10 protein-coding genes are annotated in these 16,407 nt (G+C 47.1%); 3 read left to right on the top strand and 7 right to left on the bottom strand.

From position 1 onward, the window contains the following. Positions 1-427: 427 nt before the first annotated feature. The 4 genes from NQ518_RS13525 to NQ518_RS13510 are packed head-to-tail and all read right to left on the bottom strand — an operon-like array spanning position 428 to position 5,762. Positions 428-1,330: an MlaD family protein gene (locus NQ518_RS13525; RefSeq protein WP_227961449.1), complete on the bottom strand. Its 903-nt coding sequence runs from the start codon at positions 1,328-1,330 to the stop codon at positions 428-430. Between the two features lie 26 nt (positions 1,331-1,356). Beyond that, positions 1,357-2,742, bottom strand: a complete 1,386-nt coding sequence (locus NQ518_RS13520) for an N-acetylmuramoyl-L-alanine amidase family protein (RefSeq protein ID WP_227961451.1) — start codon at positions 2,740-2,742, stop codon at positions 1,357-1,359. A gap of 44 nt (positions 2,743-2,786) precedes the next feature. Continuing rightward, on the bottom strand, positions 2,787-3,167 hold the full coding sequence (folB, locus tag NQ518_RS13515; RefSeq protein ID WP_227961453.1) for a dihydroneopterin aldolase: 381 nt from the start codon (positions 3,165-3,167) through the stop codon (positions 2,787-2,789). Between the two features lie 9 nt (positions 3,168-3,176). Continuing rightward, entirely contained in the window at positions 3,177-5,762 is a 2,586-nt protein-coding gene (locus NQ518_RS13510) for an adenosylcobalamin-dependent ribonucleoside-diphosphate reductase (protein WP_227961455.1), read from the bottom strand. A gap of 208 nt (positions 5,763-5,970) precedes the next feature. Here NQ518_RS13510 and NQ518_RS13505 point away from each other — a divergent pair, with 208 nt between their 5' ends. The 3 genes from NQ518_RS13505 to NQ518_RS13495 all read left to right on the top strand — a co-directional run bounded on the left by NQ518_RS13505 (position 5,971) and on the right by NQ518_RS13495 (position 10,883). Beyond that, entirely contained in the window at positions 5,971-6,708 is a 738-nt protein-coding gene (locus NQ518_RS13505; protein ID WP_227961457.1) for a nitroreductase family protein, read from the top strand. A gap of 849 nt (positions 6,709-7,557) precedes the next feature. Then, positions 7,558-9,939: an outer membrane beta-barrel protein gene (locus NQ518_RS13500; protein ID WP_260107746.1), complete on the top strand. Its 2,382-nt coding sequence runs from the start codon at positions 7,558-7,560 to the stop codon at positions 9,937-9,939. 11 nt (positions 9,940-9,950) lie between these two features. Next, complete coding sequence (locus NQ518_RS13495; RefSeq protein ID WP_227207604.1) at positions 9,951-10,883, top strand: OmpA family protein; 933 nt, start codon at positions 9,951-9,953, stop codon at positions 10,881-10,883. Between the two features lie 401 nt (positions 10,884-11,284). Here the strand turns inward: NQ518_RS13495 and NQ518_RS13490 are convergent, their stop codons facing one another. From NQ518_RS13490 to NQ518_RS13480, 3 genes are all read right to left on the bottom strand, one after another. Next, a complete protein-coding gene (locus tag NQ518_RS13490) occupies positions 11,285-12,121 on the bottom strand; it encodes a zinc-ribbon domain-containing protein (protein WP_227207602.1) in 837 nt (278 codons plus the stop codon). 201 nt (positions 12,122-12,322) lie between these two features. Continuing rightward, on the bottom strand, positions 12,323-12,895 hold the full coding sequence (locus tag NQ518_RS13485) for a hypothetical protein (RefSeq protein WP_227961461.1): 573 nt from the start codon (positions 12,893-12,895) through the stop codon (positions 12,323-12,325). Between the two features lie 22 nt (positions 12,896-12,917). Further along, positions 12,918-16,388 carry a hypothetical protein gene (locus tag NQ518_RS13480; RefSeq protein WP_227961463.1) on the bottom strand — a complete coding sequence of 1,157 codons (3,471 nt, stop codon included), beginning with the start codon at positions 16,386-16,388 and terminating at the stop codon, positions 12,918-12,920. Between the last annotated feature and the right edge of the window lie 19 nt (positions 16,389-16,407).

The following is a 16,407-nucleotide window of genomic DNA, read 5'->3' as shown; positions in this document are numbered from 1 at the left end:
TGAATCATGTAGTATTTTACGTATGTCTTTCGATCAATTTGGTGATCAATCGACTGCAAATTTATAAAAGAAAACTTGATTGAGCAAATGCATGTTTCTATGTTTCAACAGGAGAAAAATCGTAAGTACCTAACTACCCGCATATTAGCAACTTTCTTAAAGAAATCTCATTGCTTTTGATGTTGCTTGTTCATAAAACTTTGAGAACAAGTAAGTTAAGTTGAATACCATCAAGATACATACTTGAACGGTGAAACATAAATGAAATATCTATTATCGGCTACGCTGTTAATGCATTATGCCATTTCGACCAGTGTGAAACAATTAGTTTTCTTATTTATACCAATTTTAATTAAAGACACATCGCATTCGACAGATGATGATTGTTCATAAATAGCGTCATCGCAGTCATATGATATACAACACCTTACTTATCTTTCCTTCCGAAGATAGAGAAATGGACGTAACGTTTAGGATGTTGCCGGATATTCACCATGAGAGAATCGGCACTACGCACAGTGGTATTGAGTTGATTGTAAAGCGAAGGGTCGCGCATCAACAATCCCAGCGTGCCTTCATTGCTGTTGATTTTGGCCGTTACTGCCTTGACATCAGCCATGGCCTCATCCACTTTTCGCATAGTCGTTGCCACATCTACCTGTGAAAGGTTGGCCGTGAACGTTTCAGAATGATCCAAAATGCGGTTTGTTTTCGTCACCACACCCGGAATTTCACGGTTTAATTTTGCAACGACGGAATTCAGTTCGCGAGAAGTTTTGGTGAGATTGGCCGTCATGTCCTGTACATTGTGTACGGAACTTGCGATGGCTGGGTCGGCCAAGAGCAGATTAAGACTCAACAAAATGGAATCTAATTTAGGCAACATCTGCTTCACCGCAGGTATCATGGACGTCACTTCACCCATGGGGCCTCTATCGATGTCTCCCGGGATGAGCCCGCCTTCCTGGATAAACTCGCCTCGATTGGGAGCGATGTTCAAGGTTACCTTGATATTACCCAGCACGTCACTGCTGATAAAGGCCGTGGTTCCCGTGGGGATTTTCATCTGCTTATCCATCTCTGCAATAACCTTGGTCTTGTTCTTGTGGCTGTAATCGAAAATGATATCCTTAACCAATCCCACCTGATAACCAGAGGCGTAGATAGGACTTGACTTGGTCAAACCACTGATGTCATCGAAAGCAAAATGGTAAGTCTTGCTGCCTGTGAACAGATGTGTGCCCTTCAAAAAGTTCATTCCGATGAACAAAGCCACGATACCGGCAACCGCCACGAGGGCAATTTTTATTTCATTTCTTACTTTTATCATATCCGTTGGAACTTAAAAAAAATACCTTATTTCTTTTTATTCTGTAAAAACATGCGAATCGCCTCGTTCACATCCATGCGCTGTCCATTCTTGAATGCAATGATGAAAGCATCAGGGAAACGATCAATGATTTCTTTTCGAAGTCGACGTATCTCGTTGTAATCGGCCGACGAACCGTAAGTGTATTTCAAATCACCACCAGCTTCGTACCACTCGCACCCTTTGAGGCCTTTCAAAGCAGCATCAGTTGATGCCAGCTTTCGGTGGGTCGTGAGGATTTGAATCTTGAACACGGGAACTTCCTGAGCAGCATTTGCAGCGGGGAGTGTAGGTGTTTGAACGGACGTGCGAACCTCATTTTGTGCATTGGGTGCTGCTTCAGTAGGCTGAGGCATAGCTGTAGCGGCCTGTACACCTGACTGATTGGCTGCCATCTGAGGTGTTTGCTGATTGGTGGATGATGTTTCATCTACCTTGGGTTGTGGAACATTGGGGGCAAGGGATACTTCGCGAGTCTTAACACTTTTCGAAGATTCGGCTTTTTTACTCTGCTCCTTGTAATCCTGCGGAACAATTTCGGGCACTTGTGGCTTTGGCGCGGCCGGTGCTTTGTAAGGTACAACGAGACCTTGATGGTATTTGTTCTTGTATTGTACGAATGCGTTGAAGATGCCACGGGCATACATATCGGCTGCTCCGGCGGCATTCATGAAGTCTTCTTCCTCGGGGGTTGAGATGAAACCCAATTCCAATAAGCATCCCGGCATGGACGATAGTCGCAACACTGCCAAATTGTTTTGATGCGCACCCATGTCGTTCAAGCCCGTAGCAGCTCGGATATGGTGCTGCATGTAACGCGCCAATTCCACACTCTGCTGCATGTTTTTGTCTTGAATGAACTCAAACATGATGTTGCTTTCGGGCGAAGAAGGGTCAAAGCCCTGATACTTTTGCTTATAATCTTTCTCCAGAAAGATGACCGAGTTCTCGCGTTTGGCCACCTCCAAGTTCTCCAAGATGCCTTTTTGTCCGGTGTTCTGTCCCCGTCCAAGGGTATAAGTTTGCAATCCTCTCACCCTACGACCACCCGACAAGGCATTGATGTGAACAGAGATAAACAAGTCGGCACGATTCTTATTGGCGATTTCGGCGCGTCTGGCCAGCGGGATAAAGACATCAGTCTTACGCGTATAGATGACCTTGACGTCGGGACAATTACGCTCAACCATTTGCCCAAAGGCCAATGCGAACTTCAGAACAAGATCTTTTTCCTTTGAATAAACGCCTGCCGCACCATGGTCTCTACCGCCATGTCCGGGGTCGATGACCAGCGTAAACTTTTTGTTTGCAGCCAAACCCACTGACGCAAACAGCAAGAAACATAGCAAACAGTGCCAGACCTTCTTATTCATATAGTTGCAAAAGTAATGCTTTTAGATGGAAAAGCCCTTATCTTTCAATCGGTTTTTTCATTTATTAAGTGTATTTCCACACCGGCACCGTCGCAATCGGCACCCATGGGGGGATTAACCTTGGTGAGTTTTAAGTCGATAGCCTTAATCAACGGGAATTCCGCCAGCAAGCGCTTCCCTATCCTACCCACCACATGCTCGAGCAAGTTGGAAGGCTGTTGCATTTCCTGTTGAACGAGTTGATACACGTCGGCATAACTCAAGGTGTCGGCCACATCGTCGGTTTCCATGGCTTTACCAAAGTCGTAAGCCAGCCGGAGGTTCACAATGAAGTCGTTGCCCTCAACGCGTTCCTGCGGTAACACGCCGTGATAGGCGCGAAACCGCAGGTTGCTTAAATAAATATAACTTGATTGTTTAATCATAAAGGTCGATTATCCACAACGGCTGGCACCACAGTTTTTGCAGATCAAACAGCCCTCTTGATACACAAGGGTTTCATGTCCGCACACCGGGCACTTCTTCCCTTTGGCCTCGGTGCCATCGTCTATGTATTTCTTCAACGCGCGCTCCACACCATTCTTCCAGGTGTTGATGCTCTCGTCTTTTAGCTGTAGTGAACTAACCAGATTAATAACACGTTCGATAGGCATACGATAGCGCAGCACACCACTAATGAGTTTGGCGTAATTCCAATACTCTGGGTTGAACTTCTCACTAAGTCCCTCGACCGTAGTCTTATAGCCACGCTTGTTTTCAAACTGGAAGTCGTATCTGCTGGGGCCGTCATCCTGCTTCTGTTTGATGATTTTTCCTTTGACAACCGACTTAGGCAGTACAATTCCCTCATCGTCATCTTGCAAACCAGTGAAGATTTCGTAAGGATAACCATCAAGCAATCCGACGAATGCCACCCACTTCTCCTTGTTGTTTTGGAAGCGAACCACATCGCACTCCAGCACCTTCGGTCTCACTTCTATCACCTCGGGCTGTTTGCAGGGAGGCAGTGCGTTCTGGTCAGCACCGTTATCCTTGGCTTGTTCCTTACCTTTCTGTTTCTTCTCACTCTTAGAAACAGAAATCATAACGCCTGCTCTGGACCCGTCTCGATAGATGGTGCAGCCCTTGCATCCGCTCTTCCACGCCTCTACATACAAGCGATTAACCAAGGCCTCATCTACGTCGTTGGGCAGGTTGACGGTCACACTGATGCTATGGTCTACCCATTTTTGGATGGCACCTTGCATCTTAACCTTCTCCAACCAGTCAACATCATTGGCCGTAGCCTTATAATATGGCGACTGCGCCACCAGCTTATCAATCTCTTCCTGGGTATACTTCTTAGTAGAATCGATGCCGTTAACGTTCATCCACTCCAGGAATTTCTTGTGGTACACGATGTATTCTTCAAAGCTATCACCCACCTCGTCCACAAAGTCTACACGCACGTCAGTATCGTTGGGATTTACCTTTCGGCGACGCTTATACACTGGCATGAACACGGGTTCGATGCCACTGGTGGTTTGTGTCATCAGTGAGGTGGTGCCAGTAGGCGCGATTGTCAGACAAGCGATATTGCGACGACCATACTTCTGCAGGTCGGCATACAACTGTTGGTCGGCTTCTTTGATGCGAAGCAAGAAGGGATTGTTCTTCTCGCGACTGGCATCAAACACAGCGAAAGCACCGCGTTCTTGCGCCATGGTTACGGAAGAGCGGTAGGCGCTCAACGCTAAATTCTTGTGAACGTTGACAGAAAACTCGGTTGCTTCTGGCGTTCCATAGCGCAACCCCATGGCTGCAATCATGTCACCCTCGGCCGTAATGCCTACACCTGTACGGCGTCCCTGGCTGCTCTTGTGCTTGATTTTCTCCCAAAGGTGATATTCTGATCCCTTGACCTCATCACTCTGCGGATCTTGTTGTATCTTCTGCATGATACGATCAATCTTCTCCAGCTCCAAATCAACAATGTCATCCATGATGCGCTGTGCTATTTGAACATGCTTTCTGAATTTGTCCATGTCAAAATAGGCATCCTTGGTAAATGGATGAACCACGTAAGAATAGAGGTTGATGCTCAACAAGCGGCACGAATCATAAGGACACAAAGGTATTTCGCCGCATGGATTGGTGCTCACGGTGCGGAAACCCAGGTCGGCATAACAATCGGGGATGCTTTCACGGGTGATGGTATCCCAGAACAGTACGCCAGGTTCTGCACTCTTCCAAGCATTGTGAACAATCTTCTCCCACAAAGCCTTGGCGGAGATTTCCCGTTTCACAAGCGGCTCATCACCATCCACAGGGAACTGCTGTACATAAGGTTTATCACTGGTAGCAGCCTCCATAAAAGCATCATCTATCTTGACCGATACATTGGCGCCGGTGACCTTTCCCTCGGTCATCTTGGCATCAATAAACGATTCGCTGTCGGGATGCTTGATGCTCACGCTCAACATCAGTGCGCCACGTCGGCCATCCTGCGCCACCTCGCGAGTAGAGTTGCTGTAACGCTCCATGAAAGGCACCAGGCCGGTGCTGGTGAGTGCCGAGTTGTTAACTGGTGAACCCTTCGGTCGGATGTGGCTCAGGTCGTGCCCAACGCCACCCCTACGCTTCATCAGCTGCACCTGCTCTTCGTCAATGCGCATGATGGCACCGTATGAGTCGGCATCGCCATCCAACCCAATCACAAAGCAGTTGCTCAAACTGGCCACCTGGTAGTTGTTGCCAATGCCGGTCATCGGACTGCCTGCAGGGATGATATACTTGAAATGATCCAACAGGTCGAAGATTTCCTGCGCACTCATCGGGTTCTTATACTTCTTCTCGATGCGCGCTATTTCATTGGCGATGCGCCAATGCATGTCCTTTGGTGACATTTCATAGATATTCCCGAAACTGTCTTTCATAGAATATTTGTTCACCCATACTCGTGCGGCCAACTCGTCACCCGCAAAGTATTTCAACGCCTCCTCGAAAGCTTCTTCGAAAGCGAAGTTTTTTGATTGCTCCATTTCTTAGTTTAAAAAAAATGTTATATGGTTATGATTTAATATTCAGTATTATTTGCACAACTATCCGTAAACGATAATTGTTTTGCAAATCTACAACTTATTTTCGATATAAAAAAAATATCTTTGGGTTATTTATAAGAAAAACTTGTTGCACAAAATGTTTCTTTTTGAAAATATTTATATCTTTGTCAAACAATAAATTTCCAAGATGAAAACAATAACAACACGCAGAAGTATTCGTAAATACCAACGCAAGGAGGTAGACAACGAGTTGATAAACAAGCTATTGACCGAATCTGAACGTACGCAAACAATGGGCAATTTGCAACTTTACTCGGTCGTTATCACGCACAGCGATGAACAAAAAAGAAAACTGGCACCGGCACATTTCCACCAACCCATGGTGACGCAAGCGTCTGTGGTACTGACCTTTTGTGCCGATTTTAGACGAACCAGCTCATGGGCGGAGTGCAGAAAAGCGCAACCTGGCTATGACAATTTCTTGAGTTTCGTCAACGCTGCCACCGACACCTTATTATATTGTCAAACCTTTTGCAACCTCGCCGAAGAAGCAGGACTGGGCTTATGCTTCCTGGGCACCACGCTGTACAACCCCAAGAGCATCATCGACACGCTGCAACTACCCCGACAGGTGATGCCCGTGGCCACCATCACCCTGGGATGGCCCGACGAAACACCCGAACTTTCAGACCGTCTTCCGCTCTCGGCCATCATTCATGACGAAACCTACCAAGACTACACACCCAATCGAATAGACCAATTTTACCACGAAAAAGAAAGTCTGCCCGAGAACATTCAGTTCTGCCAAGTGAACGAAAAAGAAACCTTGGCACAAGTTTTCACAGACATACGATACACCAAAAAGGACAACGAAGCCATGTCTAAAAACCTGTTAGACGCACTCAAACAGCAAGGTTTTTTGTAGAAGCCAAGGTTGACGAGTGGTTTGCCCCATCGGCAAGCAGCGGAATGTGCGTAAAACCGTCCGTCTGAACCGCGCACTCAAGCTGGCCAAAGAGTGCGAATTTTCTTGACAACACATCGCTTCATATTTGGCGTATTTCCAAACAGCAACGCTGCTGGTTGCAAATACGCCAAGCATGCGTGATTTTCGTATATCATTGTCACACAACCCATTACCTCATTACACATGCTGTTATGCGTCTGTTTCTCAAACTTATCTGGCCAATAGCTATGCTTTTAGCTGTTAATTTACATGCTTTTGCCAGTCAATCTCTTATGCATTGCCCCCAAAAGTGATGCATCTAAGCGCATAAAAGCATCGCTTTGAGGAAAAAATTTGCTTTTTACGTCATCTTTATCTCAAATTTGCTCCCTGCGAGCCTATCGTTTTTTTCCAGATTAAAATTTTGAAGTGCCATTTTAGGGGCCAAAATCAATCAAAATATTAGACAATTCAGGGAACAGCGTTCCTTCATCATAGCAACTATGTCATCCATCATTACGCCACACAAGTCGAAAGCTCTCACTCTTGGATTGAAATAGGTTAATTTGCGCTCCTACACCATTTATTAAATGCAATTAATGAAGAATATCAAATTTATTGTAAATAATACAGAAAAAAATTTCTATCCTTTAAAAAAAATTATTATCTTTGTAAAGAATTTATAAGATTCTTAAAAGTTTCTAAGTTTTACTGAGTCAGAAGCTAAACGTTAAACAACATCAAGACGAGCATGACCAGAGAGCGAAGCACATTCTTACGTAAATTCTTTTTATTAACATAATAAACGATTCAGCAATGAAAAAAAACATGACGAGAACACTTTCCATGGTCGGCTTAATGCTGCTGGGAAGTTTAAAGTCGACGGCACAGGTACATGACGTGTCGTTCATCGCATCACCTGCCGCAGAGTACATCTGGTGGGACAAAGATCTTTCCATAGACAACATGCCACTGTACGGTGGAAAGTTGGGATTTGGCTTTGGTCCACTCTTCGAACTGCACGCATTCTACTTGCGCGGTGACGATGTAAATGCAAAAGTACGCGGCCATAATTGGCTTACCGATGAAGGATGGGCCGGTCACATAAGAGACACCAAAATGGATCTGACCAAATATGGTGGTGAGATGAGACTTAACTTAGGAAAGAACAGCTACTTCGCTCCTTTCCTCACAGCTGGTGCCGGTGTACAGCAAATGAAGTACAATAGCTTCACCGGAGATGCTGAGATCACGGAGGTTCCGTTGAAAGACGAACAACTCTTTGTTTCACTCGGTGTGGGCGCCAAGATTAATTTGAGCAGCCGCGCCGTGCTCTCACTTGAAGCGAAGAACACCATGTTCAACGCCAGCAAGGGAAGCTACCTGATGAGACCGGAATACAACAAGGAGGATGGTGGCAATCATCTGTACAATTGGGGAGCAGCCGCCACACTCGACTTCTATCTGGGTGGCAGGGCTGAAAACAGCGACAATGCTGTCAGCCGTGAATACCGCAAACTGTTCTCCAGCGGTTTCAAAGGTATGAAGTTTGTGGTAGAACCTGCCATAGCTTATCTGGATTTTGACAAGGACATGGCCGTGACCGATACCTATCTCGCCGGTGGAAGCGCTGGGTTTGACTTCTCATCACTCGTAGGTATACGCGGATTCTACTACCAGGCAACCAAAGATGCCGACAAGCTTTCGCTGTCATTCAACAAGAATCTGGCTCTGTATGGTGGTAACATCATCACACGTTTGAACTTCCCAAGAGGCATCAATCCTTACCTGCAACTTGGTGGAGGTTACATGGACATAGGCGATAAATATGCTGACAAGCATGGAAACACAGACGCAGAGAGCACAGCTTTCGTATTCGGAGGTGCCGGTGTTGAGATTCCTTTGTCGAGATATGTAGCACTCTTCGGTTCGGCAAATGCCGTATTCACCGCACAAAAGGGTATTGAAGAAGAAGACATCCAGAATCCTGACCACATCAACACCAGTGTGATGTACAATGCCGGCTTAAGATTCAACCTGGGTCTGGCTGCAGACGGTGAAAGAAAATACAAGAGGGATCTCAACCGCCGATTGGATGACGAACGTGAAGCCTCTAACGAAAGACTCAACGAGCTGAGATCAAAATACGACGAACGGATTTCTGATTACGACGATCAAATCGCAAGTTATGACGAGAAGATTGCCGACTACGATGATCAAATTGCAAAATATGATGAGCGCGTTAACAAGCTCAAAGCTGAATATGAAGCACGCATCGACAAACTGGACAAAGATTTAGACAAGGCTCTCAAGGCAAACGACACCATTCGCGTGGCTGAAATTGCACGGATGAAAGACCGTCATCAGCAAGAACTCGAGAGTATTCAGAACGACGAGATGGCCATGAAGCGCAAGCTGGTGAACGAACTGGGTGAGAACAGTAGTAGCAAGGTAAAGATGACTCGCAGTCAACTCAACGACTTGGTGAGCCGTATCACAAGGGAAGCTCGCCAGAGTGCACGCAGCTATGACGATGGCTATGACTACGACTATAACTACAACAACTACAACTACGAAATGCCACAACAGCCAACTCGTACCGTTGTACCGATGCAAAGAATGCAACCAGCTCAGAACAATGCTGAAACTGAGCAGTTGAGAAAAGAGCTCCGCATCATGAACGAGAAGCTGAACAAGGTGATCAGCCAACGCAATGCAGGCGAAACAACAGTTGTTTACGAAGGTAATGGTGCCATGGGCAACCAATATGTTCCAGGAACTGTAGATGATGAGACTGCTGGTTACCATCCTACAACAGGCAAACGTCTGAAGCTGAACCGCCTTGGTATCATCACAGGTGTGGGATTCGGTGATCTTACTGCCTGGAACTTCGGCGTTCGCGGATACATGCAGATTGGTTCTACCAACCTCGACTTCGTACCAGAGCTGTACGCAGCCATGGCTAACGACAGCGGAATGGGTATCTCAGGAAACGTTATCTACAACTTTAAGTCCGATGCATTGGGCAAGTTTGTACCATACGCAGGCCTTGGCCTTGGCGTATTCCATGGCGATGACACCCACTTTGGCTCTAACATCATCCTTGGTGTAAGCGTAGACATGCTCAGCGGAAGAGTATTCTTAGACTACTCCGCACGCAGCCTAGCCAAGCAAAATCAGGTTGCCTTAGGCTATTCGTTCACATTCTAATCTAAGAAAATATGATGAAAAAGTACGGTCTGGCAACACTTGCCTTTCTTGCACTACCCTTCTCCTACACAAGTGCAGCACCCGTTATGGGTGCGGCACCTGCTGCGGATGACACCATCGTGGTCGACAGAAACGAACTGATGGAGGTGCTAAGAGGCGTGGCTGCCAGCGAAATGAGAAATCAATACAGGCCGAAAAGAAATGTAAGGCGACAGCGGAGAGGATACAACTACCGTCCATCTCAGCCGGGACAGACGGTTCCTGTATACAACTCGTCAGCCAGAAGAGTGGAGTACATTCCAATGTATGCGCCACAGAATGGTACACAGCCCATCTATCCACCATATCCACCGGTACAAAATCTGAGGCCGGAGAACGCAGAATCGGATAACTCAACACAAACTGAGCAATTGCAAGAACAAATCAATCAATTGCAAAAGCAAATTGAGACTTTGAGTACAACCGTTCAGGATCCAGCCGTTAGGCAACAGGTAGATTCCATGGCACGGCAGCTCAACAACTTCCGTGCGCAAAAGGACACGGTGATGATGGGTGCTCCGCAAGAGGAAAGTGCTCAGAATCATGAAGTGGTTCAGCCGGCACAGCCAGCAAAAGTTGCACCGTTTGACACCAATATCAGACAGGTATTCTTTGAAATATCGTCAGATGCATTGTCAAAAGAGGCGAAGCACACGCTCGATGGCTTGGCAGAAACGCTGAAGAACAATCGAAAGTTGAAAGCCGAATTGACAGGTTTTTCCAGTCAAGATGGTCCGAAAGCGTTCAATCGTGACCTTGCCATGCGCAGGATGAACAGCGTAAGAACCTACTTACTGAGGAAGGGTGTTCACGCCAATCAAGTGTCTGCACTCTCGTACGGCATTGACAAACATTCTGAAATGAACACGTATGCGCGCAGAGTTGAGGTGTGCGTATCACTCTAAAAGGTAAAGAAAATAAAATAGATAGTGTGAAGTGAATCAGACATGGCTTGTTCACAAAATTGAAACAAACACCTGATTCAAACCGCACAAATCTCACATAAACCAACAACCACTCGTGGTTTTGCACATATCGACAGTTAGGATGGATGAATCCAACTAACATCGACAACTAAAAAAAGGCAAAACTATGAGTGGTTGTTTTATTTGGATTACACGTACACATAAAGTGATTCCCACCTAGATAATCATCTGGTGGCGTGTTCATGAAACCCACTCAATCATTCCAGAAGCTACATATTCCAGCTATGTCAGACAAGAAATCAAATCTAAGAAATCAGCACTCTCCTCTACTAAGATGAAACAGATGTGATAAAGTTGTACTGCAATGCAACGGCAACAGCCTATGGTTCTTTCTCCATGAGCATGCCGTTGCCAGCATCAATCTGCTGACGTTCGGTGTCAAGTCGGTAAATGGTGATGTTGTTGGGATCGCCAAAATCGCAGACCAAACGTCGGTTTTCATAATAAAACGTTCCACTGACGGTCTCATCGCCAATGCTCTCCGTGATTTTTTTATCGTTGATGGTCAACTTGATGACCCCATAATCTGTTCCGTATGTCCATGTTCCTTGTATCCAACTGGGGGCTTTTCCGGGATGAATTTCTTCAAAAGGGTCAACCTCAGCATGTGAAGATGACACGTCATGCTCCTGATCAAGGCGATATTCCGTATTGTCATCGGCCAAAGAAGAGCTGTCCAACCGATCGGTGCGAGCTGATTTCCAACAACTTCTGACAGTCAACACCAGTACCAAAAGAATGACAAAGAACAGGAAGAAACACGAACGGAAGAAACCACCTCGCTTCTGATTCTGCTCGTTGCCGTTGCCTGTCATGGGCGAATGATTCTTTCTTACAGCATTGTCACGAGGTGTATTCATTCGCTGCCAACTAAGATTTTCAGAACTACCGGCAGGTCTTTTTGTTGTAGTGCGCGTTGCCCCTATCGCAGAAGTATCGGTTGGCGTGTCCGTCTGCGCAGCGGGAACATCGCTTGTCGCTTCCTCAACAACTGCATCCTGATCAGATATCGGAGGTTCAGTCTGTTGGTCAGCTGCATCCTCCATGAGATACGTGAAGGGCTGTCCACATCTGGGACACACACAGGCTATCTCTGACATACCATTCGGAGCTGTGATGTCGTAACGAAATCTACACTTGGGACATTTTACTTGCATATCAATGGGTTTACTTTCAATAAGAGTATTCTAACTAATTGTGCATCAATGAGTAACCAATAGCTATCTAATAGGATTTCAATAGCAATGAGTTTGGCATCCAATAGCAATGAGTTTGGCATCCAATAGCAATGAGTTTGGCATCCAATAGCAATGAGTTTGGACGCCAATAGATAAGAGTTTGAAAAAACGAGTCAATCACTAATCAAATTTCACCACCGCCTTGTTCACCACACGCCATATTCCATTCTCGAACACGGCCGACCCTTCGTCAACCGTTTCGATGGAACGAGGATAGACACTGGCGTTGCCAACGACCTTGCACACCGGCTTGACAAACTGCGAAACGCTGATCATGGCCGTGGCAATGGCATCCGGACTGTTCAACATGATGAACGTGCCGTTCACACCGTCTGTGGTTGTGAGCTGGTAGATACTTTTGCCAATCTGCTCGGTAGGTGATGCGCTGTTGAAACAGCCGTCACTGCTTGGCGCCGGCAAATAACAGACACGACTGGCTGATGGCGAGGATGTGGCCATCTGGTGGGGTTGTTCGCGCTGAAGCTCAACGCCTGTCTGTAGTTCCAACGAATCGGCGGTATCACGTTCGGTCGTGGACTTGTGTTCCTGTTGCTCCTGCATTTGTTGCAGCGCAGCGGTCAGCTGTTTTACCTGATCCCGCAACGCAACAAGGTGCTTCTCCAACTTTGCGATGCGCTCCTCATAGGGTTCGAGTTGCTGTTGTATCTGCCGTTCAATCTGTCCTTCAAACATAAGTCTTTACCTTCCCGCGTTTTTATAGGTTCTCAATCAAATTATCCCGAATACTGCCAATAATCGGATAGAAGAATAAGGTGTCCTCAACGGGGTCACTGCCATTCTTGTCGTCTTGATTCTTGTTAACGAAGTTCCAGCCATTCACCAAGTGATGCATCAAGTCTTTGTTAACCAATTGCTTAAACAATTGCAGACTATGGTTGTCAACCAACAACCTGTCTACCACATGAATGTCATCGCAGAGCTGGCAGAAGAAGTCATTGAATTGGCGCACCTGCTCAACGATGGCTGCACAAACTTCCTCCTTTTCCATATCTTCGTAGCGCAGCGTTTCCTGACTAAGCATGGTATAGTTGTACTTCACGGAGCTGTCAAAGCTGTCCATCAGTCGGTTCAATTGGTGAACATGTTCGCAACCGGTACTGTCAGCCACTTGCATCAAGGCTCCTCGGCAGGTAATTTGTTTCGGTTCTTTCTTCTCCATGACGATGCTGAAGCCATCCTCATCGTACCGTTGGCCGTACACTCGCTCGATAACCGTCTGTGCGATGAGGTCAAGGTCGCGCTGCGTGCCAACGATGTCCAGCACCTTCGAACCCGTACCAGAGAACATGATGCTGCGAGGCATGTCGAGATTGCGGTGCATCATCATCTTGGCCACATAGTAAATGAGCGTCACGAAGAAGTAAATGAAGATGATTTTTCGCTGTCCGTCTTCGTTGAGTCGCATGTTGTAGGAGAAGACATCGTTGTCGCCAACCACCTTATTATTAATCACCGAGAACAAGAAAGCGTTGATATCTTCAGACTTACGCTTGGCCGTGATGTCGTCCAAGATGCCGTTCAACTCGCCATACTTGTCGTCATCAGCATCAAACAAGCGTTTGAAATAATCAACATATTTCACGAGCATGGGGTTGGTATCACCGTGAGGAACATCCGAGAAGCCGTCACCAAAGAGTACGTTGGCAGCAAACCTGAACGACGTGAGGATGGTGGGTTGCTGTGCATTGCTCGCATAAACCACCACATCGCTGGATCCACCACCGATGTCAATGCTGGCAACGGTACTGGCTGCACCCTTGAACTGACTTGAACTTTTGTAGAAATAATATGGAGCCACGCTCTCGGGCATCTGTATCAGATTGTCTTCTGTCACAGGGATGCCAAAGACTTCACTGAAAGTCTTGGCCCACATCTCGCCCAATTTGCGCACGTTGCCCACCTTCATGGACAGCGGATAGAACCAAACCAGGCGCGTCTTGGCCATGTCGCCGTTTTCCAAGAACACCTTGGTGCGCATCAACAAGGCCAACTCCATCAGGTAAGCGCGCACCCGTTTGCTGTTAGCCACCTCTGTAGACCATTTCAGGTTGGGCACAATTCGGTTGCCATAGCCGATAGACTCCTTCTCATAGATAAAGGGAATGTTGGCATCGCCCAACGCCACGATTCGGTCGACATTGATGGCATCAAGGCGTTCACACTCGGACAAGACGGTGCGTTGTGGGAATCCATAGTTCTCACCGATGACCTTTGGCAGGAACTCCTGCTTCATAATCACGTCATACAAGATGCTCTCTCCGTTATACGAAGTGGCCAACAGCCGTTCACGCGCAGAGGCACTGGCACCCAAAGGCTCGGGCATATCGCCGTTTTTCATCGACTCTACATGTGTGTTGGTCGTACCAAAGTCGACTGAGAACGTAAAGGCCTCGTTGCCTTGGACGTGCGCCGGCCATCGAGGACACAGCACTCCTTCGGCCGCCAGGTTGCCATGATCGTCGGTAAGGGTGACGTTGAGGTAATCGAAATCGTCCTGCAAGCGATAATATTTGGAACCAACTCGCTTCTCGGCCTTTAGGGAACGGTCGCGTACGACCACGTCATCAGGGCTCATCCCATTGCGATAGCCATCGTGATAGAATGACAAATCGATGCGAAAGTTCTCCAACATGCCCAGCGCACGGTCAACCAACTGCACGTTATATTGTCTCAATCCCGGCGTCCGCATGAACGGGAAAATGCTCAATGCGAAAGGTACGGTGACGAAATAGCCATGGTCGTTTGTCCTATCATAAGCCAAATCGACGTTGCGACTCGACACATAGGTGCGCTGCAGCGTGATGTAATGGCGCTCTTTCTGCACTGGAATGCGCAGCGTGGCGGTCAATGTTTCGACATTTCCCCTCATGCCATGCGTCATTTCGAAGCGTGGTCGACCATTGATGGTGCCCCACAAGTCGCTAACATTGAAATACTTGAAGTAAAGAGGTTTCAAGGGCAAGATGAAGTTGTGGTCATCGGCATCGCGCGTTGCACTGGTGAGATTGCCGTCAAAGAAGCAATCACGGTCGAGGGTGTAATCGAGTTTAATCAACGCAGGTTGGAAAAAATCATTGTCAGTCAGCCACGGATACTGATGCGTGGTGGCTGGTAAGATGCGCTTTTCCGGCTCTACGGAATAATCTTCCGGTCTGATTACGGTGTTGTCATCCCATGTTCCGGTGATATAAGTGAAGGTGTCTGTCTGTGTTGCATTGAGATGATTCTGCAGCACCAACGGCACGATACCATCCACAGGTCGTGAGGGTTTCATTCTGAAGTCACTGGCTGCAATGGCCGCCTGAACGTCTTCTGGGCGGGCACCGTAGAACGGAACGCCCAACGCTTGCACGCCTTCTTCCATCTGCATGAAGTTTGTTTCGAGGAAAGCGCGTGCCCGGTCGGCGTTATTCAGGTCCATAGCGGCAGGGTTGCCTATCTCTTTCAGGATGTCATTCTGCAGCGTAGCGGGCAACAAAGGCAGATTGGCGATGAGGTAACTGTTCACCTCACCGCAACGACGCTTCAACTCTGGGTAGGCTGTGAACAAGGCATAGATGTACTTGACGAAGCGTTCGCTACGCATATACAGCGGACGCCACAGGCTAAAGAGCTGCACATTCTGCTCTACGGGGATGTCGCAGAGCCCTTCTTGCGCATTGGGTGATGCCATGAAGAGCGTGATTGGCGAGGTTGAACCAATGACCTGGTTGCCATAAACCAAGAAATACAAGCGATCCAACTGGTCGAAGTTGAAGGCTTCTTGGTCTTGATGCAAGAACATCTCGATGGTTTCGCCCAACAAACGATGCTGTGGTGAGTCTTTCAACTTCTCCAACTCGGTGGCTCGGTTCCATTCCACAATCTGCAATTGATTGCGCAATTCAGAGTAATTGAAGAACAACTGGGCGATATCCAACGCATTGGAAACCAACTTTTCGTCCATCGCTTCGCCTTGCAGACGAGCATTCATGGACAGTCGTTTGAAAGCGTTCTTCACCAAATCCATCTGTGCGAACGGAGAAGGAATGGCCGTACGAGGCTGTTGTGACAATCCCGCATTGGGGTCAGCGATCATCTCTATCTCGTCAGCGTTATATTGACTGCTCAGCGGAATCCAATCTTCGCCGGATGTTTTCTTATTATAGGATAATATCTTTGACATGAATTGACTTTGTATTTAC

Source organism: Hoylesella buccalis ATCC 35310, assembly GCF_025151385.1.
GTDB lineage: Bacteria > Bacteroidota > Bacteroidia > Bacteroidales > Bacteroidaceae > Prevotella > Prevotella buccalis.
This window is presented reverse-complemented; position numbering and strand designations above follow the sequence as displayed.

Excerpts from the sequence above, each read along its gene's own strand:
- NQ518_RS13495 (WP_227207604.1), top strand. The coding sequence starts at position 9,951 with ATGATGAAAAAGTACGGTCTGGCAACACTTGCCTTTCTTGCACTACCC.
- NQ518_RS13480 (WP_227961463.1), bottom strand. The coding sequence starts at position 16,388 with ATGTCAAAGATATTATCCTATAATAAGAAAACATCCGGCGAAGATTGG.
- NQ518_RS13500 (WP_260107746.1), top strand. The coding sequence starts at position 7,558 with ATGACGAGAACACTTTCCATGGTCGGCTTAATGCTGCTGGGAAGTTTA.
- NQ518_RS13490 (WP_227207602.1), bottom strand. The coding sequence starts at position 12,121 with ATGCAAGTAAAATGTCCCAAGTGTAGATTTCGTTACGACATCACAGCT.
- folB (WP_227961453.1), bottom strand. The coding sequence starts at position 3,167 with ATGATTAAACAATCAAGTTATATTTATTTAAGCAACCTGCGGTTTCGC.
- NQ518_RS13520 (WP_227961451.1), bottom strand. The coding sequence starts at position 2,742 with ATGAATAAGAAGGTCTGGCACTGTTTGCTATGTTTCTTGCTGTTTGCG.
- NQ518_RS13505 (WP_227961457.1), top strand. The coding sequence starts at position 5,971 with ATGAAAACAATAACAACACGCAGAAGTATTCGTAAATACCAACGCAAG.
- NQ518_RS13485 (WP_227961461.1), bottom strand. The coding sequence starts at position 12,895 with ATGTTTGAAGGACAGATTGAACGGCAGATACAACAGCAACTCGAACCC.
- NQ518_RS13510 (WP_227961455.1), bottom strand. The coding sequence starts at position 5,762 with ATGGAGCAATCAAAAAACTTCGCTTTCGAAGAAGCTTTCGAGGAGGCG.
- NQ518_RS13525 (WP_227961449.1), bottom strand. The coding sequence starts at position 1,330 with ATGATAAAAGTAAGAAATGAAATAAAAATTGCCCTCGTGGCGGTTGCC.